General features: G+C 28.8%; 19 protein-coding genes. 12 read left to right on the forward strand and 7 right to left on the reverse strand.

Features of this window, described 5'->3' with window-relative positions:
- Positions 1-412: 412 nt before the first annotated feature.
- The 7 genes from gyrA to dnaA form a co-directional block, all read right to left on the reverse strand.
- Positions 413-2,893: a DNA gyrase subunit A gene (gyrA, locus tag COL3_RS18840; protein ID WP_008419057.1), complete on the reverse strand. Its 2,481-nt coding sequence runs from the start codon at positions 2,891-2,893 to the stop codon at positions 413-415.
- A gap of 22 nt (positions 2,894-2,915) precedes the next feature.
- Positions 2,916-4,823, reverse strand: coding sequence for a DNA topoisomerase (ATP-hydrolyzing) subunit B (gene gyrB, locus COL3_RS18845; protein WP_008419056.1), 1,908 nt, complete (start codon positions 4,821-4,823; stop codon positions 2,916-2,918).
- A 51-nt stretch (positions 4,824-4,874) separates the two neighbouring features.
- Complete coding sequence (locus COL3_RS18850) at positions 4,875-5,135, reverse strand: extracellular matrix/biofilm biosynthesis regulator RemA family protein (RefSeq protein ID WP_008419054.1); 261 nt, start codon at positions 5,133-5,135, stop codon at positions 4,875-4,877.
- A 14-nt stretch (positions 5,136-5,149) separates the two neighbouring features.
- Entirely contained in the window at positions 5,150-6,232 is a 1,083-nt protein-coding gene (gene recF / locus COL3_RS18855; protein ID WP_008419052.1) for a DNA replication/repair protein RecF, read from the reverse strand.
- 54 nt (positions 6,233-6,286) lie between these two features.
- The gene (yaaA, locus tag COL3_RS18860) at positions 6,287-6,493 is read right to left on the reverse strand and encodes a S4 domain-containing protein YaaA (RefSeq protein ID WP_035282308.1); all 207 of its coding nucleotides are present in this window, start codon (positions 6,491-6,493) and stop codon (positions 6,287-6,289) included.
- A gap of 36 nt (positions 6,494-6,529) precedes the next feature.
- Positions 6,530-7,630, reverse strand: coding sequence for a DNA polymerase III subunit beta (gene dnaN / locus COL3_RS18865; RefSeq protein WP_008419048.1), 1,101 nt, complete (start codon positions 7,628-7,630; stop codon positions 6,530-6,532).
- Positions 7,631-7,890: 260 nt separating this feature from the next.
- Positions 7,891-9,240, reverse strand: a complete 1,350-nt coding sequence (dnaA, locus tag COL3_RS18870) for a chromosomal replication initiator protein DnaA (RefSeq protein ID WP_008419046.1) — start codon at positions 9,238-9,240, stop codon at positions 7,891-7,893.
- A gap of 498 nt (positions 9,241-9,738) precedes the next feature.
- Between dnaA and rpmH the strand changes: the two genes are divergently transcribed.
- The 12 genes from rpmH to COL3_RS18930 all read left to right on the forward strand — a co-directional run bounded on the left by rpmH (position 9,739) and on the right by COL3_RS18930 (position 19,476).
- Positions 9,739-9,873, forward strand: a complete 135-nt coding sequence (rpmH, locus tag COL3_RS18875) for a 50S ribosomal protein L34 (RefSeq protein ID WP_008419045.1) — start codon at positions 9,739-9,741, stop codon at positions 9,871-9,873.
- 61 nt (positions 9,874-9,934) lie between these two features.
- The gene (gene rnpA / locus COL3_RS18880; protein WP_008419040.1) at positions 9,935-10,312 is read left to right on the forward strand and encodes a ribonuclease P protein component; all 378 of its coding nucleotides are present in this window, start codon (positions 9,935-9,937) and stop codon (positions 10,310-10,312) included.
- The gene (gene yidD / locus COL3_RS18885) at positions 10,284-10,493 is read left to right on the forward strand and encodes a membrane protein insertion efficiency factor YidD (protein WP_008419038.1); all 210 of its coding nucleotides are present in this window, start codon (positions 10,284-10,286) and stop codon (positions 10,491-10,493) included. The genes rnpA and yidD overlap by 29 nt, the downstream gene beginning before the upstream one ends.
- Before the next feature lie 22 nt (positions 10,494-10,515).
- A complete protein-coding gene (locus COL3_RS18890) occupies positions 10,516-11,283 on the forward strand; it encodes a membrane protein insertase YidC (RefSeq protein WP_008419036.1) in 768 nt (255 codons plus the stop codon).
- Between the two features lie 38 nt (positions 11,284-11,321).
- Positions 11,322-11,951, forward strand: coding sequence for an RNA-binding cell elongation regulator Jag/EloR (gene jag / locus COL3_RS18895; protein ID WP_008419034.1), 630 nt, complete (start codon positions 11,322-11,324; stop codon positions 11,949-11,951).
- Positions 11,952-12,118: 167 nt separating this feature from the next.
- The gene (gene mnmE / locus COL3_RS18900) at positions 12,119-13,501 is read left to right on the forward strand and encodes a tRNA uridine-5-carboxymethylaminomethyl(34) synthesis GTPase MnmE (protein ID WP_008419032.1); all 1,383 of its coding nucleotides are present in this window, start codon (positions 12,119-12,121) and stop codon (positions 13,499-13,501) included.
- A 15-nt stretch (positions 13,502-13,516) separates the two neighbouring features.
- Positions 13,517-15,397: a tRNA uridine-5-carboxymethylaminomethyl(34) synthesis enzyme MnmG gene (gene mnmG / locus COL3_RS18905; protein ID WP_180277958.1), complete on the forward strand. Its 1,881-nt coding sequence runs from the start codon at positions 13,517-13,519 to the stop codon at positions 15,395-15,397.
- Between the two features lie 19 nt (positions 15,398-15,416).
- The gene (rsmG, locus tag COL3_RS18910; protein WP_008419028.1) at positions 15,417-16,136 is read left to right on the forward strand and encodes a 16S rRNA (guanine(527)-N(7))-methyltransferase RsmG; all 720 of its coding nucleotides are present in this window, start codon (positions 15,417-15,419) and stop codon (positions 16,134-16,136) included.
- A 116-nt stretch (positions 16,137-16,252) separates the two neighbouring features.
- Positions 16,253-17,035, forward strand: coding sequence for a nucleoid occlusion protein (noc, locus tag COL3_RS18915; RefSeq protein WP_008419025.1), 783 nt, complete (start codon positions 16,253-16,255; stop codon positions 17,033-17,035).
- Between the two features lie 266 nt (positions 17,036-17,301).
- Complete coding sequence (locus tag COL3_RS18920; RefSeq protein WP_035282319.1) at positions 17,302-18,063, forward strand: AAA family ATPase; 762 nt, start codon at positions 17,302-17,304, stop codon at positions 18,061-18,063.
- 8 nt (positions 18,064-18,071) lie between these two features.
- Positions 18,072-18,932 (forward strand): ParB/RepB/Spo0J family partition protein, encoded by an 861-nt coding sequence (locus COL3_RS18925; protein WP_008419021.1) that lies wholly within the window; start codon positions 18,072-18,074, stop codon positions 18,930-18,932.
- A 19-nt stretch (positions 18,933-18,951) separates the two neighbouring features.
- A complete protein-coding gene (locus tag COL3_RS18930; protein WP_008419019.1) occupies positions 18,952-19,476 on the forward strand; it encodes a DUF4446 family protein in 525 nt (174 codons plus the stop codon).
- The last annotated feature ends 1,382 nt before the right edge of the window (positions 19,477-20,858 follow it).

Consider the following 20,858-nt stretch of genomic DNA (forward strand, 5'->3'; position numbering starts at 1 on the left):
CTGTTCAATTTTCAAAGACCATTTTCTTTCTTACAACTACTGTTGTAATTTGTTTTAATTTTTTGTCACCCTCAAGCGACTTTTTTAGTATATCATTTAATATTCGTACTGTCAACATATTTTTTAAAATCTTTAAAGATTCGTATTTAAATTTTTTAAAGATCCTATGTCTCTTGACGACGTTTTTTATCTTAACATATTATTTACTAGTTTTTTTACTATACAACCTTACTATCTTAATTTAAATTTAATTTTCTTCAATTTACTCTATAATATTCATTATTTCTCACAAGGATACACTAGGTTCATATGATATCAATTTATTTATTTTATATATAAAACTAAGGCATTTAACAGTATTGTAAATATGCTAAATGCCTTAATTAAATATTCTATAATCCTATAACTAACTTTATTCTTCTATATTACCAGTTTCAATATCAATTATTTCACCTGCTTGTTCTTCTGAATCATCGCTGCTTAGTATCTTAGCTATAGCAACAACTTTTTCATCCTCACTAGTTCTCATTAGCGTTACTCCCATTGCAGATCTACTTGTAACTGATATATCAGATACATTAATTCTAATAACTACCCCACTAGAATTAATAAGCATTAATTCATCGTCAACTTTACAGATTGTAGCTCCTGCAAGTTTTCCAGTTTTCTCACTAATCTTATAAGTTATTAATCCTACTCCTCCCCTATTCTGAAGCTTATATTCAGCGATAGGAGTCCTCTTTCCATAGCCATTTTCACTTATTACTAGTAGCTCTTCACCATCAACAGCTATATCCATACACACAGCTATATCATCTTCTTTTAAATTTATCGCTTTAACTCCAGATGCAGTTCTTCCCATAGATCTAACATCTTTTTCATTAAACTTAACAGCATAACCATTTTGAGTTACAACCATTATGTTTGCATCCCCATAAGTATTCTTTACTTTTAATAGTTCATCTCCATCTTTTAGACTTATTGCAATTAAACCATTTTTCCTTAAGTTTTTAAATTCACTTAATGGAGTTTTCTTTACTATGCCTTGTTTAGTTCCCATAAATAAGAAACCTTCTTTTTTCTCATCTGTTACAGTTAACACTGTTTGAATTTTTTCATCAGATTCTATTGCTATAAGATTTATTAAATTTGTACCTTTTGCTTGTCTTCCAGCATCAGGAATTTCATAAGCTCTTAATTTATACACTCTTCCCTTATTAGTAAAGAACAACACATCAGAATGTGTTGATGTTATCATTAAATGTTCAACAAAATCATCTTCCTTTGTTGTCATTGCCTGAATTCCTTTTCCACCTCTTCTTTGAGCTGAATAAGTATCGGCTGAAATTCTCTTTATATATCCTGAGTGTGTTAATGTTATAACGACATCTTCTTCCTGTATTAAATCTTCTATGTCGATTTCATTAACAATTTTTTCAATATAACTGCGTCTTTCATCAGAATATTTAGCTTTTATTTCTAAAAGTTCACTTTTTATAACACCTAATAATTTTTCTTCACTCGCTAGTATAGATTTTAAATATTCTATTTGCTTCATTAGCTCGTTATATTCTTCCTCAATTTTGTCTCTTTCTAGACCAGTTAATCTTCTCAATCTCATTTCTAATATAGCTTGAGATTGCTTCTCTGAAAGATTAAATCTTTCCATTAAAGTGTTCTTCGCAATTTCACTAGTACTAGAATTTCTTATAATACTTATTACTTCATCTATATTATCTAATGCTATTTTTAAGCCCTCTAATATATGTGCTCTAGCTTCTGCTTTATTTAAATCAAATACAGTTCTTCTTGTTATAACTTCTTTTTGGAATTCTATATAATGTTCTAATATTTGCTTTAAATTCAGAACTATCGGCTCATTGTTGACTAATGCCAACATAATGATACCAAATGTATCTTGAAGTTTTGTATGCTTATACAATAAATTTAATACTACATTGGGATTAGCATCCCTTTTTAGCTCAATTACAATTCTCATACCATCCCTATCTGATTCATCCCTTAAATCAGATATTCCAGTAATTTTTTTATCTTTTACTAAATCTGCAATATTTTCTATTAGTTTTGCTTTGTTTACTTGATATGGTATTTCTGTGACAATTATTGTATGTCTTCCGTTCTCTTCTTCTATTTCAGCCTTTGCTCTTACAATAATTTTTCCCTTACCAGTTTCATAAGCCGCCCTTATTCCTGATTTACCCATAATAGTAGCTCCTGTAGGGAAATCTGGTCCTTTAATTTTTGTCATAAGATCCAATACTGTAACTTCTGGATCATCTATAAGCATAACAGTTCCATCAATTATTTCTCCTAAATTATGTGGAGGTATATTGGTTGCCATACCAACTGCTATTCCTGATGAACCGTTAACTAATAAATTAGGAAATCTTGATGGCAATACTACTGGTTCTTGTTCTTCACCATCAAAATTAGGCATAAAATCAACTGTGTTTTTGTTAATATCTCTCAGCATTTCAACAGCTATTTTATTCATCTTTGCTTCTGTATATCTCATAGCTGCTGCGCTGTCCCCATCTACAGAACCAAAATTTCCATGGCCATCCACTAGCATATATCTCATCGAAAAATCCTGTGCCATTCTTACCAATGCATCATAAACAGAAGTATCACCATGTGGATGGTATTTTCCTAAAACATCTCCAACTATTCTTGCACATTTTCTATATCCTTTTTCCGGAGTTAAACCCAATTCTTGCAAAGAATAAAGTATTCTTCTATGTACAGGCTTTAAACCGTCTCTAACATCAGGTAGTGCACGACCAACTATGACACTCATTGCATAATCTATATAACATTTTTTCATTTCATGTTTAATATCTACGGGTATAACTTTTCCCTCATTAAAATCCATGTACTCACCTCATATTTCAGTACTAAATATCTAAATTAACAACATTTTTAGCATTTTGCGTAATAAATTCTTTTCTTGGCTCAACCTTTTCACCCATTAAGATAGTGAAAATTTCATCAGCTGCCATTGCATCTTCTATATTGACTTTCAATAAAATTCTCTTTTCTGGATCCATTGTTGTATCCCATAATTGAGATGCATTCATTTCTCCAAGACCTTTGTATCTTTGAATATCCGTTGAATTATCTTTTCCACCTAATTCAGATAAAACATTCTCTAATTCAGAATCACTATATGCGTAATAATCTTTCTTACTCTTGCTAACTTTATATAATGGCGGCTGTGCTATGTATACATGCCCATCATCTACTAACTGTCTCATATACCTATAGAAAAATGTTAATAATAGTGTTCTAATATGAGCTCCATCAACATCAGCATCTGTCATAATTATGATTCTGTTATACCTAATTTTTTCTACATCAAAATCATTTCCAATTCCAGCACCAAAAGCGGTGACCATAGATCTAATTGTATCTGCATTTAAGATTCTATCCAATCTTTGCTTTTCAACATTTAATATTTTTCCTCTTAAAGGTAATATAGCTTGAAATTTTCTGTTTCTTCCCTGTTTTGCTGATCCACCTGCTGAATCTCCTTCGACAATGTAAATTTCACATTCTCTAGGATCCTTCGAAGAACAATCTGCTAATTTCCCAGGTAATGTAGATCTTTCCAATACCGATTTTCTTGTTAACTCTCTCGCTTTTCTAGCTGCATCTCTAGCTCTAGCTGCCATCAGTGCTTTATCAACTATCATCTTTCCAATATTAGGGTTCTCTTCTAAGAATACTCCTATATTTTCACCAACAATTGAATCAACAATTCCTCTAACTTCACTATTTCCTAATTTAGTTTTAGTTTGCCCTTCGAATTGTGGTTCTTCTATTTTTACTGATATTACAGCTGTAAGACCTTCCCTTATATCATCTCCAGTAAAATTTTTATCATTTTCCTTTATATGACCAAACTTTTTAGCATAATCATTAAATACCCTAGTTAATGCAGTTTTAAACCCAATTAAATGAGTTCCACCTTCAACAGTATCGATATTGTTAGCAAAAGTAAAAATATTTTCAGTGTAGCCATCATTATACTGAAGTGCTATTTCAACAGATACATTATCCTTTAATCCCTCAATATATATTGGTTCTTCATGAAGTGGTACTTTATTTCTATTTAAATAACTAACAAATGATTTAATTCCACCTTCATAATGAAAAACTTCTTCTTTGTCATATCTTTTATCTATTAGTTTTATATATATTCCCTTATTTAAGAAAGCTAATTCTCTTAATCTTTGTGATAAAATTTCAAAATCATATATTGTTTCATCAAATATTTCCACATCCGGTTTAAAATACGTTTCTGTTCCAGTTTCATCACTATCGCCTATTTGGGTAAGTTCATTTAATACCTTCCCTCTACTATACTTTTGTTGCCATATATGACCATCTCTTTTGACTGTAACAGTACACTCTTCTGAAAGAGCATTAACTACAGATGCACCTACCCCGTGTAATCCACCTGAAACTTTATATCCTTCACCACCAAATTTACCGCCTGCATGCAATATTGTCATTATAACTTCAACAGTAGACTTTCCCATTTTAGGATGTATTCCTACTGGCATACCTCTACCATCATCAGTTACTTTTATTGAGTTATCTTCATTGATGTTAACTTCTATTTTCCTACAATATCCAGCTAATGCTTCATCAATACTATTATCAACTATTTCATAAACCAAATGATGAAGACCTCTAGAACTAGTACTTCCGATATACATTCCTGGTCTTTTTCTTACTGCTTCTAACCCTTCAAGAACCTGTATCTGATTTTCATCATATTTCTTATTATTTTGTTCCAAATCAGACTCCTCCTAAACTTTTAAATATTAAAATTATCAACTATTATGAAATTAAAAATTGTATTCCATATCAGTTCTCTTCGTTAATGTTGTTGAAGATATTGGTGAAAAATAGATTTTACTTTTATTATCTACTTCAGCTATAATAAACGACTTTGGTTTTTCATCTGTAATCCTTTCTACAAAACCGTCTTCTTCTGCCAATCTTAAAAATTGTATTGTATCAGAACTATACATTGTGTTCTGCAGATCAAATATTCCAATAATATCTTTAATAGGAACTACAACATTTTCACCTAAATGTAAGAACACCAAATATTCCTCCTTTAATTTAAAATTTGCCCGCTTGATACAGTAAATAATTTAGATTTATCGTCTAAATGCTCTCCTAAATCATCTATTCCAGTGCATGTTATTATTGTTTGAATATCTTTGATTGTACTCAATATATATTTTTTTCTATTTATATCAAGTTCAGAAAGCACATCATCTAATAATAAGACAGGATATTCTCCAGTAATCTCTTTAATAATTTTTAGAGATGAAAATTTCATAGTTAAAATTGATGTTCTCTGTTGTCCTTGCGATCCAAATGTTTTAGCATCTATATCATTTATAAAAACTTGAAAATCATCTCTGTGAGGTCCTATTGATGTTAAACCTTTTTCTTTATCCCTAAAAATATTATCTTTTAATTTTTTCAAATAGTTATCTTTAAAATTGCTTAAATTAACAGTACAATTATATTTAAATTCAATTTTTTCTTTACCAGATGTTATATCCTTATGAATTTCATTACCATAAAAGTTTATCTTATCTATATATTCTAACCTTTTTGAAATAATATAATCAGCATATTCAATTAATTGTGTATCATATACTTCTAACATATCCTCGCTGAATTTATTACTTTTTAGTAGGGTATTCCTTTCATTTAAAATTTTATGATATTGAACTAAATTAAAATAATACTTTGAGTTTATTTGTGATAGCTCCATATCTAGTAATCTTCGCCTTAAATTAGGAGCCTCTTTTATAATTTTTAGATCTTCTGGAGAGAACATAACTACGTTAAATGTTCCAAATAGCTCACCGATTTTATTCACTTTTATATTATTTACCTTAATAGCTTTTTTGCCATCTCTTAATATACTTATATCAATCTTCTTATCAATCCTGTTCTTGCCAATAAGTAAACTTATATAAGCTTTATCTTTCTTCCAATTTATTAATTCTTTATCTTTTGAAGTTCTATGGGATTTTGCAAAAGCACCATAATAAATAGATTCTAAAACATTAGTTTTTCCTTGAGCATTATCTCCAATAAATACATTGACATTTTTATCTAACTCTATAGTTAAACTTTCGTAATTCCTATAATTAACTAAAATTATATTTTTGACATACATAAAACTACACCTGTAACAATTATATCATAATAAAATAATTGTCTATTTATTATTTTATATTATTTCAAATTCTGAATCCTCAAAACTCACAATATCTCCAACTTTTAATTTTTTTCCGCGTTGAATGCAAATTTCATTATTCACTTTCACTAAACCATCTTGTATATAAAGCTTCGCTTCTGAACCTGATCCAACAATAGCGGCCCATTTCAAAAAAGCATCTAACTTTATAAATTCAGTATTAATCTTTATTTTATTCATCATTTTTGTATAAATATTAAAATAATATTTATCCTCCTATCTCATTAGTCTTACTGGTAAAACTAAATATTTTGCATTTTCATTATCTTTTTCTTCAATTACACATGGACTTACACTTGAAGTCATTTTCATTACAACATCATCTTCTTCCATGTTTTTTAATACATCTAATAAGTATTTTGAATTAAATGCAATTTGTATTTCTTCTCCTTGCAATTTTATTGAAATTTCTTCTCTTACTTTTCCCAATTGAGAATTGGATGTTATAATTAAGTTGTCTTGTTGTAAATCTAATTTTATTAAATTTGTATTTCCTTCTTTAGCCATTAAAGATGCTCTCTCAATAGCATTTTGTAATTCTTGTCTATTAACATTAACAAATAACTTATGCTCTTGTGGCAATAATGAGTTATAATTTATGAATTTCCCTTCTAATAATCTCGATATTATTTTAGTTTTTTCTAAATTAAATAGTATATGATTATTAGTAAATGTTATATCTACAATATCTTCAATATCCTCCAATATCTTTGACACTTCATTTAAAGTTTTTCCAGGAATGACAACTTCTATATCTATATCTGTCTCAAGAAATTCACTTTTTACTGCTAATCTATATCCATCAAGTGCAACTAAATTTAAAATCTTATCTTTTACTTCGAATAGTATTCCTTGAAGAATTGGTCTGGTTTCATCTTGAGCAATAGCAAAAGATGTACCTTTTATCATATTTTTTAAGATATTTTGATTTACTGATATTTTTAAATCTTCATTAATTTTAGGTAACTCTGGAAATTCATTAGCATTCATATAAACTACATCAAATACAGATTTTTCGCAAGTTATTTTAATTAACTGGTTTTCAATAGTTTCTATTTTGATAGTTGAGTTTGGTAGTTTTCTTATTATTTCTCCAAACATTTTAGCATCAATAACTATATTACCTTCTTCTATGATTGTAGCATCCACGCATGTTTGAATACTTACATCCATATCTGAACCTATTAAAGTTAGTGTTGATTTATTTGTATTTATATATATTCCTTCAAGTATAGGCATAGTTGATTTGCCTGTTATGGCTTTCTGAACTATAGATATACCTTCTAATATATTTTGTTTTTCACATGTAAAAATCATTTGGAAACCCTCCTTATTTATTAACAGGAATAAAAGATATTAATTAGAGATAGATAAATATTTTTATAGTAATAATAGTAGTAGGGGCTGTTAATTTGTTGATAACTACCTTAAGCTTAGTAATACCAACAAAATTACATTCAAAAATATTGTGGATAATTCAGTAACAAATCAACCTGGTTATCCACAGTATTAAGTACCATATGACTAGAAAAATATTATCCACAAGATACTATGAAGTTATTATATACAGTTGTGGATTAATTTTGAGTTAATTTTTTTGTGATGTCATTAACTGTATGTTGCAGTGAATCATCAGTTTTTAAGTTTTCTGATATTTTTTCATAAGCGTGTATAACTGTAGTATGATCTCTTCCACCAAATTCTTCTCCTATCTTTGGCAAAGACATATCTGTTAGTTTTCTGCTTAAGTACATTGCTATTTGTCTTGGATAAGCTACATTTCTAGTTCTTCGTTGAGATTTTAAATCTTCGACACGTAAATTAAAGTAACTAGAAACTACATCTTGTATAGAATCAATAGTTACGTGTTTTCCTTGCTTTTTAGATATGATATCTTTTAGTGCCTCTGAAGCCAAATCTACTGTAACTTCTCGATTGGTTAATGAGGAATAAGCAATTATTCTTATTAAAGCTCCTTCAAGCTCTCTTATATTAGATTTAATTTTTGTAGCAATGTACCCCATAACTTCATTGGCTACATTTAGATTCTCAACATCGGCTTTTTTCTTAAGAATAGCCATTCTAGTTTCAAAATCAGGAACTTGAATATCTGCAATTAGCCCCCATTCAAATCTGGATCGTAGTCTGTCTTCAAGTGTTGGTATTTCTTTTGGAGGTCTATCAGATGATAATATAATTTGTTTATTTGCATCATGTAGCGCATTAAATGTATGGAAGAACTCTTCTTGAGTACGTTCCTTTCCAGCTATAAATTGAATATCATCTATTAGCAATATATCTACATTTCTATATTTATTTCTAAATTCTTCGTTCTTATCGTCTTTTATTGCATTTATTAATTCATTTGTAAATTTTTCAGAAGAAACATATACTACTTTAGCATTTGGATTGCCATCTAAAATATAATGACCTATAGCATGCATTAAATGAGTTTTTCCGAGTCCAACACCTCCATATATAAATAAAGGATTGTATGCCTTTGCAGGGGATTCAGCAACAGCTAATGAAGCAGCGTGGGCAAATCTATTGCTATTACCTATTACAAAAGAATTAAAAGTATATTTAGGATTTAATGTGGAAGACATTTCATCGTTTACTACTATTGATTTTGATGATTGATTATTGTTACTTTTATTATCTTCTTTATCATAACTTTCAGACATTATAACGAAATCAATTGTATATAATTTTGAACAGACTGCTTTTATTGAATTTGCAACTAAATCTTTATATCGTTTATCTAAAATATCTTGAGTAAAGGAATTCGGAACGCTTATCTTTAGAGTATCAGAAGAAATAGATATTGGTTCGCAACTTTTAATCCAGGTATTAAAGCTAACTTCACTTAGCTCACTTTTAATAATATCTAGGGTTTTATCCCACAAATTTTTAAGATCGGCATCCATTCATATTCCTCCAATATTTTAATAAAAAAATTTTTAAAAGTTTATATACAGGTTATTAACAGAGATATTAACATTGTAATATTATAGCCAAGTATGTATACAAATATATCAACATGTTAATAATTATGTGTATATATCCATTGAATGAAAAAATTAATAACAGTATAGTAAAAAAAGTTATAAACAGCCATCTAATAGGCATAAATAGCGCTTATAGTATGTACTTAATTAAAAAACAAACAAGTTATACACAATTCTATCCACACGTGTGGATAAGTTTTATCATTTAAAAGTTATTCACAACATAATACTTATGATAACATAAGTAATTATTCATATTCAATAAGTTATCCACAAAAAAATATATATAATTATAATTATCAACAATTATTACCACCTTGACAGAAAAATAGTATATATATATAATAAATAAGGTAAAATTTAAAATCGCAAAGTATAGTTTTACTATAAATAATAAATTTAAGGGGGTGCATTTTAATGTTCATGACTTACCAACCTAAAAAGAGACAAAGAAAAAAAGAACATGGTTTCAGAAAAAGAATGAGCACTCAATCAGGAAGAAACATTCTTAAAAGCAGAAGACAAAAAGGAAGAAAAAAATTAACAGCTTAAGGGCCGCTCTAAGTGGCCTTTTTTCTGCAAATGCAGGGAAAAAAGGAGAATATAAATATCTATGATTTATAGATTAAAGAAAAATTTTGAATTTACTATTATATATAGAAGAGGTAAATCAGTTGCAAACGAACTTCTAGTTATGTATATATTGAAAAATAAGAAGAATAAAGATAAAGATTTTAACTTTTATAATAGATTAGGTGTTTCCGTAAGCAAAAAAGTCGGAAATAGTGTTGTTAGAAGTAGATGTAAAAGATTAATAAGTGAAAGCTTTAGATTAAATTATAAATATATAATAAAAGGATATGATTTTATTTTCATTGCAAGAAATCCAATTAAGGAGAAAAGCTATTTTGAGGTAGAAAAAGCTATGAAGAGTTTAATTAAAAAGGCGGGCTTATATAATAATGAAGAAATTACTAATACGCCTAATTAATTTTTATAGAAAACATATTTCACCTGGAAGGCCTTCATGCTGTAGATTTACGCCAACTTGTTCACAATATGCTTTAGATGCCATAAATAAATATGGGGCTTTTAAAGGTGGTTTAATGGCTTTTTACAGAATATTAAGATGTAATCCTTTTTGCAAGGGTGGGTATGATCCAGTAAGATGAAACACAGGAGGTATATATTTTAATGTTTCAAGCGATAGTTGATTTTATGAAAGGTATATTTGATTCCCTGCATAACTTTATTATAAGTATGGGAATATCAGATATTGGGTTGTCATATGTTTTAGCAATATTTATTTTTACATTAATTATAAGAATTTTAATATTGCCATTTAACATTAAGGCAGCAAGATCTACACGGGGAATGCAAAAAATTCAACCGGAACTTAAAAAAATTCAAGATAAATATAAAGATGATCCACAAACATTGAATTCTGAAATGATGAAGCTATATAAAGATAATAATGTTAGTGTAGCAGGAGGATGTTTACCATCGCTATTACCATTGCCTATTTTAATGGCACTTTATTGGGTGTTTATGGGCATATCTGGGATAGAAGGAGCATCATTTCTATGGATTAAAGATTTGTTTGCACCTGATAGATATTATATATTACCAGTTTTAGCAGCGCTATCAACATATATACCATCATATTTGATGTCTAAAGCAACTCCATCTCAGCCTGGTGGAATGAATATGGGAACAATGAATTTTGTTATGGCTGGAATGATGGGATTTATGTCATTGAATTTTAAGTCTATATTAGTACTTTATTGGATAATTGGTAACATAATTCAGACAATACAAACTTATTTCTTAAACTATAGACCAGCAATGAAAGAGATTAATGATCAGAAAGAAGAAAAAGCTAAAGTAGAATCAGAAAAATTTGTTATGGCAGTTGAAGAACCTAAAAATTTAGCTAGTAGAAAAAGAAAAAATAAAAAGTAATTTAAGTTTGCTAATAATTAGAGGTGGTGAATTAACAGATGAAATCAATAGAAGTAGAAGGAAAAACTGTTGAAGAAGCCTTAAATAAAGCTTTAGTTGAATTAGATACAGATAAAAATAGAGTTAATATTGAAGTTCTAGATCATGGTTCAAAAGGTTTATTTAATGTTATAGGAGTTAAGCCAGCTAGAATTAGAGTTTCTAAGATGTATGATTACATTGATGAGGCACGAAATTTTATAGCAAATATACTTAATTGTATGGAAATAGAAGCTAAAATTGATATTAAAGAAGAAAATGATACTGTTATAATCAACTTATCAGGGGATAAAATGGGGGTAATAATTGGTTATAGAGGTGAAACTTTAGATTCTATTCAATATTTAGTTTCATTAGTAGTTAATAAAGTACATGAATTTCCTCATAAAAAAGTTATAATAGACACTGAGAATTATAGAAGCAAAAGAGAGGAAACTCTTAAGGGGGTTGCTCTTAAGACTGCCAATAAAGTTAAAAAGACACAAAAAGTATTTAAATTAGAGCCAATGAACCCTTATGAGAGAAGAATTATTCATTCTGCACTTCAAGGTGATGCTTTGGTTAATACATATAGCGAGGGCGAAGAACCATTTCGAAGAGTAGTTGTTGAATTGAAAAAGAATTTGTAAAAGAAAGCCGTTTAGGCTTTCTTTTTAAATTTATAAATAAATGAATATATTTTAGAAGAAAATTTTAGTTAATATGGCTTTGACTATTTATTATTTGTTATGTAAAATTGATATTAGTTTTGAAGAGGTATTAATATAGAAATTCTTCTTTAATGGAGGAGGATAACATGAAAGAATTTGATACTATTTCTGCAATAGCTACGCCTATTGGAGAAGGTGGAGTAGCTATAATTAGAATTTCTGGCGAAAAAGCTTTAAAAATTGCTAGTAAAATATTTAAACCTAAGAATAGCTATGATATTGAAAAAATGGAAACATATACCATGAAGTATGGAAATATTATAGATTTAGAAAGTAATGAAATAATCGATGAAGTTATTTTAAGTTATATGAAAGCACCAAATAGTTATACAGGAGAAAATGTAGTTGAGATCAATTGCCATGGAGGGATTGTATCAACCAATAGTGTATTAAATGAAGTAATAAAAGCGGGCGCAAGGCTTGCAGAGCCAGGTGAGTTTACTAAAAGAGCTTTTTTAAATGGACGAATAGATCTAAGTCAAGCAGAAGCCGTTATGGATATAATTACTGCCAAGACTGAACTAGCGATGAAAGCTGCAATGTTGCAAAGCAATGGAGCTCTTTCTAATGAGATAGCCAATTTAAGAAGATATCTATTAAATGTATTAGCTTTAATTGAATATGCAGTTGATTTTACAGAGGATGATGAGGATGTAATTGATGCAAATCTTTTAACTGAAGTAAAAGATGGCATAAGTAAAACAATTGTTAAGGTAAAAGGATTATTAGCTAATGCGGATGAGGGAAAAATAATAAGAGAAGGGCTTAATATGGTTATTGTTGGTAAACCAAATGTTGGAAAATCATCTCTACTTAATGCCCTTTTAAAGGAAAGAAGAGCAATAGTAACTGATATTCCAGGGACTACAAGAGATGTAATTGAAGAATACATAAATGTAGATGGAATACCTATTAGAATAATTGATACTGCAGGGATAAGAGAAACTGAAGATATAGTAGAAAAGATAGGAGTTGAAAAATCAAAAGAAAAGATTGAAGAAGCAGATTTAATAATATTAATGCTTGATGCATCTCGAGAGATTAGTGAAGATGATCAGCTTATAATAGATAAAATTAAGCACAAGAAATATATAACGCTATTAAATAAAGTAGATTTAGATATAAAAATATCAAGGGATATAATTGATAACCTAGGCAATAAGATAGGTATATCAGCGAAGACAGGAGAAGGTATAGACGATTTGAAAAGAGAAATTAAAAATCTGTTTTTCAATGGGGAAATAAGCTCCGAAAGTTTGATAATATCAAATACAAGACATAAGCAGGCACTATATAAAGCTTTGGATAATTGTAATATAGCATTAGATAAATTTAATGCTAATGAATATCTTGATTTAATTTCTATATACATAACTGCAGCTATGAAAGCATTAGGTGAAATAACTGGAGATGAATTAGAAGAAGATTTATTGAATAAAATCTTTAGTGAATTTTGTGTGGGAAAGTAGGTAAAAGTAATGGCAATAAATTATGATGGTGGGCAATTTGACGTAATTGTCGTAGGTGCTGGTCATGCAGGTTGTGAGGCAGCATTAGCTTCAGCAAGATTAGGACTTAGTACGTTAGTTTGTACAATTAATTTGGATTCTATAGCATTAATGCCTTGTAATCCTAATATAGGAGGTACTGCAAAGGGACATTTAGTTAGGGAGATTGACGCACTGGGTGGTGAAATGGGGATTAACATTGATAATACATTTATACAATCAAGAATGTTAAATACTTCAAAGGGACCAGCAGTTCATTCTTTAAGGGCGCAAGCTGATAAAAAAAATTATCAGTATAGAATGAAAAGAATTTTAGAAGAACAAGATAATCTTAAAATAAGGCAGATTGAAGTTACTCAACTTCAGGTTAAGGATGGGAAAATAGATGGTGTAGTTACTAAAAACGGAGCCATTTTTAAATGTAAGGCTGTAGTACTTGCAACTGGTACATATTTAAAAGGAAAAATTATTATTGGTGAAGTATCTTATAGTGGGGGACCTAATGGATTATTTCCGGCGAATGATTTATCTCAATCATTGTTAGATTTAGGAATTACATTGAGGAGATTTAAGACAGGAACTCCAGCAAGAATAAATAGAAAATCTGTTGATTTTTCAAAAATGATTGAACAAAATGGTGATGATAGAATAGTACCTTTTTCATTTATGAGTGAAAATTTAGAAAGAGATCAAGTGTCTTGTTATTTGACTTATACAAATGAGGAAACTCGTAAAATAATTAAGGAAAATATAGATAGATCACCGATTTACAATGGTAGCATAAAGGGTATTGGACCTAGATACTGCCCATCAATAGAAGATAAAATAATGAGATTTCCAGATAAACCTCAACATCAAATATTTATAGAACCTGAAGGGCTTGATACTTTGGAAATGTACGTAGGTGGATTCTCTTCATCATTACCAGAAGAGGTTCAGATAAAAATGCTTAGAACACTTCCGGGACTTGAAAATGTTGAAATGATGAGAACTGCATATGCAATCGAATATGATTCAATTGATCCAACACAACTGAATCCGACATTAGAATTTAAAAATATTGAAGGATTGTATGGTGCAGGTCAGCTAAATGGAAGTTCAGGATATGAAGAAGCTGGTGCACAAGGATTAATTGCAGGGTTAAATGCTGCTTTGAAAATTAAAAATGAAGAGCCGCTAATATTAACTCGCTCTGACGCATATATAGGAGTACTTATTGATGATTTAGTTACTAAAGGGACTAATGAGCCTTATAGAATGATGACTTCTAGAGCTGAATATAGATTGTTGTTGAGACAGGATAATGCAGATTTTAGATTAACAGAGATAGGTCATAGGGCTGGATTAGTTACAGAAGAAAGATATAACAGATTTTTAATAAGAAAACTAAATATTGAAAATGAACTAACAAGATTAAAGAACTTAAGAATAACAAATAAAAAAGAAGTCAATGAGTTTTTAATTTCATTAAATTCATCTGAACTGAGAAAACCAATAAGTTTTTATGAATTAATGCAAAGGCCAGAGCTAGATTATTTTGATTTATTGCCACTAGATCCTGAAAGACCAGAATTACCTTATGATGTTGGTGAACAAATTAATATACTTACAAAATATGAAGGATATATACAAAGTCAATTAGAACAAGTTTCCCAATTTAAAAAATTTGAAAAAAAATTATTACCGATTAATATTAATTATAGTGATATTAAAGGCTTAAGGACAGAAGCTATTCAGAAACTAAATAGTATTAGACCAATAAGCATTGGTCAGGCTTCGAGAATTTCTGGAGTTTCACCAGCTGATATTTCAGTATTACTTATTTATCTTGAGCACCACTATAATAAACAATCTTAGTTATTAATATGGAGGGATTATGAATTTTTATGACTTAATGTGTCAAGCATCAGAAGATGTTGGGATACAATTATCAAAGGAACAATTTGAAAAGTTTACTGATTATATGAAGCTTCTTCAAGAATGGAATGAAAAAATTAATTTAACAGCTATAATTGAGGATGAGGAAATAATTAAGAAGCATTTTATAGATTCGATAAAATCATTTAAAAGAGTTGAAATTAAAAATGCAGGTAACTTAATAGATGTTGGTACTGGAGCTGGATTTCCAGGATTACCAATTGCTATTATGAAAGAAGATATAAAAGTTACATTATTAGATTCTCTTAATAAAAGAATTAATTTTTTGAATACTGTTATTACAACGTTAGGGCTTTCTAATGTTACTACAATTCATTCAAGGGCGGAAGATGGGGCGAGAGATAGTAAACTTAGAGAGAAATTCGATGTAGCAACATCTAGAGCAGTTGCTAATATGAGTGTATTATCTGAATTTTGTTTACCATATGTAAGAGTAGGTGGTAGCTTTATAGCATTAAAAGGTCCAGCAGTTGAACAAGAAATTAATCAAAGCTTAAATGCAATTAAAATTCTTGGTGGAGAACTAGCTAATATATGTGAAGTACATATTGAAGGGACTGAATTAAGGCACAATCTTGTTGTAGTAAAAAAAGTGAAGGAATGCCCTAAAGTGTATCCGAGAAAAGCTGGATTAATTACAAAGAATCCGATTAAGTAACGCTTAATAAATCAGGTTAAATTATATTATAGTATAAAATTAAAGGAAAAATGCAACTAGGATAGAATAAATAATTAAATATGTTATAGTATTTTTATAAGGGATGGGTCGATAGCATGAATAATGAAATAGTAGAAATTAACATAGATAAGGTAATTCCTAATATTTATCAACCGCGTAAGTTTTTTGACGAGGAAGCGATTGAAGAATTATCACAATCAATTAAGCAATATGGAATAATTCAACCTCTAACAGTAAGAAAACGGGGAGAAGTTTTTGAGTTAGTTGCTGGTGAAAGGAGACTTCGAGCTGCAAAATTAGCCAGCCTAGACACCGTTCCATGTAATGTTATTGATATAACTGATTCTGAATCAGCTCAGATTGCTTTATTAGAAAATTTACAAAGAGAAGATTTAAATTATGTTGAAGAAGCAGAAGCATATTATAATTTAATTAATGATCATAATTTTACTCAAGATGAACTTGCAAAGAGAATGGGAAAAAAGCAATCTACAATAGCAAATAAATTGAGACTATTAAAATTAAGTTCTGAAGTTAGAGAATTATGTTTGAATAATAAATTAACAGAAAGACATGCTAGAGCATTGCTCACAATTCCTAGTGAAGCTTTACAATTAAAAGTAGTTCAGAAGGTAATTAAAGATGTTTTAAATGTCAAAGCAACAGAAGAACTAATTAATAAGGAATTACTTAAATTAGCAGGAGAAGAGCTTAAAAATAAAAGAAAAAGAAATATTAAAGGCGTTTTACCTGCAAAGTTATATATAAATACCATTAAGCAAGTTTTGCAAAAATTTGATATTCCAGCTGAGTATGCATATAAGGATGAAGAAGAATTTATAGAAGTTACAGTTAAAATTCCAAAGCCAAAGAAGTAAAATTCATTATTAGTAATATTAAAGTTAAGGTGTCACTAATGATACCTTAACTTTAATTATGTAGAGTGCAATAATATCATCTATTGAAATTAACAGTACTCCATGTTACTGTTTGTTATATGTAGATGAATATTAAGTTAAGGTATAGTATTTTTATTATAATATTAATCTGTTACTGTTTTTAAGAACATAATTCTTTTATTATCATAGAAAAATATATATAATATTATTATGGGAAAGGGGGGACGCTCTTTTTGGGCTATAGTATGAAAAAAATTTGTGTTTTTAATCAAAAAGGTGGAGTAGGAAAAACAACTACCAATATAAATTTATGTGCATATCTTGCAATGGAAGGTTATAAAGTTTTAACAATAGATATAGATCCCCAAGGGAATACAACAAGCGGATTAGGATTGGATAAAAATAATTTAGAATTATCTATTTATGATGTGCTGATTTCTGATACAACTATGAAAGAATCAATTCTTAGAAGCGATCTAGTTCAAAATCTATATATAGTGCCTTCAACTATGGAACTTGCAGGAGCTGAAGTTGAACTTATAAACAGAACTGATAGAGAAAATATAATAAAGAATAAACTAGCGGAAATAGAAGATGAGTATGATTATGTATTTATAGATTGTCCACCGTCTTTGGGAGTCTTAACAATAAATGCATTAACTTGTGCAGATTCTGTTTTAATTCCAATTCAATGTGAGTTTTATGCTTTAGAAGGTGTTAGTCAATTAGTTAATACCATACAATTAGTAAAAAAGTCTCTAAATAAAAATTTGGATATTGAAGGCGTTGTGATGACTATGTTTGATTATAGGACAAATCTTAGTAATGAAGTATTAAATGAAGTTCAAAAATATTTTAAGGATAAAGTTTATAAAACAACTATCTCAAGAAATGTTAGATTAGCAGAGGCACCGAGTTTTGGTTTACCAATTATGCTATATGATGAAAAGTGTAAAGGTGCGGAAGCCTACGTAAAATTGACTAAAGAATTTTTAAAGAGGCAGTAGGTGATAGAATGGCAAAAAAGTTTACTTTAGGAAAAGGACTAAGTGCTCTTATACCAGAAGAAGCAGAAAGTTTTAAAGAAGAAAGCAACAAGATTTTAATTTCAATAAATAAAATCAAAAGTGACGAAAAACAGCCAAGAAAATTATTCGATTCTGATAAAATTGCTGAGTTAGCAGAATCAATTAAGACTCATGGAATAATTCAGCCTTTAATTCTAAAAAAACATATTAATGATCAGTATATAATTGTAGCAGGTGAAAGAAGATGGAGAGCAGCTAAAATGGCTGGATTAAAAGAGATACCTGCAGTTATAATGGATTTAAGTGATAAGGACACACTGGAAATTTCATTAATAGAAAATATTCAGCGTGAAGATTTAAATCCTATTGAAGAAGCTTTAGCTTATAGAGAATTGTTAAATGATTTTAAAATAACTCAAGAGGAATTAAGCAAGAGAATTGGAAAATCAAGAGTAGCAATTGCTAATACAATGAGGTTAACCAATTTAGATGAAAGAGTTCAGCAATACATAATTGAGAGCATTATTTCAGAAGGACATGGCCGAGTACTTCTTGCAATTAATGATAAACTAAAACAATATGAAATAGCACAAAAAGTAATTGATGAAAAGCTATCAGTTAGAGAATTGGAAAGATTAGTTAAGAAAATTAATGATGAAGCAGGTAAAAATAAGAATGATGAAAGTGCTAATGAGTTAAATCCTTATTATAAAGAAATAAGGAATCAGCTCCAAAGTTATTTTGGAACTAAAGTAAATATTTTAAGTAAAAAGAACAAAGGGAAAATCGAAATTGAATATTATTCAGAAGAAGATTTGCAAAGAATTTTAGATATTATTAATATGTAGTGTTTCACGTGAAACAATTATGAAAGGAATGACAAAATTGGATACACTAATTAATACAATTAATGAGCTAATGCCGTACTTACTAATTGGAATGTTAGTAATAATTATTTTATTATTTGTAATGGTAGTAGCCTTATTTAAAGCGGTAGGAAGAGTAGAAAATAAATATAGAAGATTTATGAAGGGAACTAATAATACTAACATAGAAGAGATGCTAATTGAACGATTAAGTAGCATTGAAGAAACAAAAGAAATTTCCGATAAAGCATTACAAGAATGTAGAAAGTTAGAAATTAAAATGAAAGATTGTATTCAGAAAGTGGCAATAATGAGATATAAGGCATTTGAAAATGTAGGAAGCGATTTGAGTTTTTCTATTGCAATGTTAGATGATAAAAATGATGGGGTTATTTTGACAGGAATATATGGAAGACAAGAAAGTACAACCTATGCAAAACCAATTGATAAGGGAATTTCAAGATATGATCTTTCTGAAGAAGAACTTTATGTGTTAGATGAGGCATGTAATAAAGAAAGTAAATAATTTTAAAAAAACTGTTGCAAAATTAACAGAGTTAGTTTTGTGGCGGTTTATTTTTTTAGGCATATAAAAATGTGAATTAAGAAGAATTCACATTGATTATATAATTTAATTATGCAACTAACAAGATTATATATAAAAAATTATAATGAATTTAGTGATAACCTTCAACGTATATTATCTTCTGGAATAGAATGATAGGACTTTCTATATAAAACCACAAATTTATGAAATGTGGAAAAATAAGTTTGAAAAATGATATAAGTAAACGCAAAAAAATTGATTATGGTGTTTAAGTAGATTTATATATTTACCATAATGGTAGAAAATTAATATCAATGTCTATTATTCATAAAAAATTTGTTTGCGGGTATGAATTAGAAGCTACATTATCTAAGTGTGAATGTTGTGATATCTGTATTTATAAAAACAAAATGACAAAATAGAAGAGAATTAGAAAAATGTAAGTTTCAAAAAACTTCGTGGAAAAGTGTGAAATATTCTATAGGAATTTTAAAAATGAATTTACAACTAAGTTGAGAGTAAACAAATCTATTAAGTTGAAAGAATATTTGGGATTTAAAAAGTCACTATGAATTCAACTCTACTGCCTAGTTATGCAGTAAAAAAATAAAACTATTTAAGTGTGCCTAAAATTCAAAAAATTTCAGATAATTGATACAATATTTCAGATATCTGTAGATTTCTTCTTTTAAATCGAAAAGGAGTATTACTTCTAATTAAAAATTTAATTATTTAGCGAAAGCCTGTATTGGGGCTGATAGTATTAACCATTGGCTTAGAATAAGAGTTGACGCCGTGAGATGGAGTCTGAAGGAAGCCAGCGGCAAAGCCTCTGTCTGAGGTACACGAATCATATTTAGGTTCAATTATTTAGAAGGATTTGCCGTGAAAAGTATAGTACAACAACTATACGAGACAAAAAGAAAAAATGTGTCATATAGATAAGATGAATAAGTGATATTACGCGCAGAGGCTTGATATACGTACCAAAGGGTTTAAATTCTAGGATATAACCTATATTGTGACATGTAGGCAAATTGGATAAAGAACTTAGATAAGAGTCCATAAATTTTTATGCATGAAGATTATAATAGTGTATAAGTCAAAAGCAAAGCAGTTCTTAGATTAATAAAATCTATGGTTAATATAATTTAAAATAAATTAGAATTTAAAGCAAATAGAGATAGAGGCGCAGTAGACTTTGTATCTGAACGAAAATTTTTGGGATTTTAATTTTATGTCTCAAAGAGCAGAATAAAAATAAGAATCTATGAAAAATCTATTAAAAGATTTAAGGGTAAAATTAAATTCTATGCGAATAGGAATAATGTAATTAGTATATACTATAGTCTACTTAAATT

The sequence above is a fragment of the Clostridium sp. LS genome (assembly GCF_002760435.1).
Lineage (GTDB): Bacteria > Bacillota > Clostridia > Clostridiales > Clostridiaceae > Clostridium.

Coding starts and splice junctions, on each gene's coding strand:
- gyrA (WP_008419057.1), bottom strand. CDS start 2,893: ATGGATTTTAATGAGGGAAAAGTTATACCCGTAGATATTAAACATGAA.
- recF (WP_008419052.1), bottom strand. CDS start 6,232: ATGTATGTCAAAAATATAATTTTAGTTAATTATAGGAATTACGAAAGT.
- yaaA (WP_035282308.1), bottom strand. CDS start 6,493: ATGAATAAAATAAAGATTAATACTGAATTTATAAAGTTAGATGCTTTT.
- dnaN (WP_008419048.1), bottom strand. CDS start 7,630: ATGATTTTTACATGTGAAAAACAAAATATATTAGAAGGTATATCTATA.
- dnaA (WP_008419046.1), bottom strand. CDS start 9,240: ATGGATGCCGATCTTAAAAATTTGTGGGATAAAACCCTAGATATTATT.
- rpmH (WP_008419045.1), top strand. CDS start 9,739: ATGTTCATGACTTACCAACCTAAAAAGAGACAAAGAAAAAAAGAACAT.
- rnpA (WP_008419040.1), top strand. CDS start 9,935: ATGATTTATAGATTAAAGAAAAATTTTGAATTTACTATTATATATAGA.
- yidD (WP_008419038.1), top strand. CDS start 10,284: ATGAAGAAATTACTAATACGCCTAATTAATTTTTATAGAAAACATATT.
- COL3_RS18890 (WP_008419036.1), top strand. CDS start 10,516: ATGTTTCAAGCGATAGTTGATTTTATGAAAGGTATATTTGATTCCCTG.
- jag (WP_008419034.1), top strand. CDS start 11,322: ATGAAATCAATAGAAGTAGAAGGAAAAACTGTTGAAGAAGCCTTAAAT.
- mnmE (WP_008419032.1), top strand. CDS start 12,119: ATGAAAGAATTTGATACTATTTCTGCAATAGCTACGCCTATTGGAGAA.
- rsmG (WP_008419028.1), top strand. CDS start 15,417: ATGAATTTTTATGACTTAATGTGTCAAGCATCAGAAGATGTTGGGATA.
- noc (WP_008419025.1), top strand. CDS start 16,253: ATGAATAATGAAATAGTAGAAATTAACATAGATAAGGTAATTCCTAAT.
- COL3_RS18920 (WP_035282319.1), top strand. CDS start 17,302: ATGAAAAAAATTTGTGTTTTTAATCAAAAAGGTGGAGTAGGAAAAACA.
- COL3_RS18925 (WP_008419021.1), top strand. CDS start 18,072: ATGGCAAAAAAGTTTACTTTAGGAAAAGGACTAAGTGCTCTTATACCA.
- COL3_RS18930 (WP_008419019.1), top strand. CDS start 18,952: ATGAAAGGAATGACAAAATTGGATACACTAATTAATACAATTAATGAG.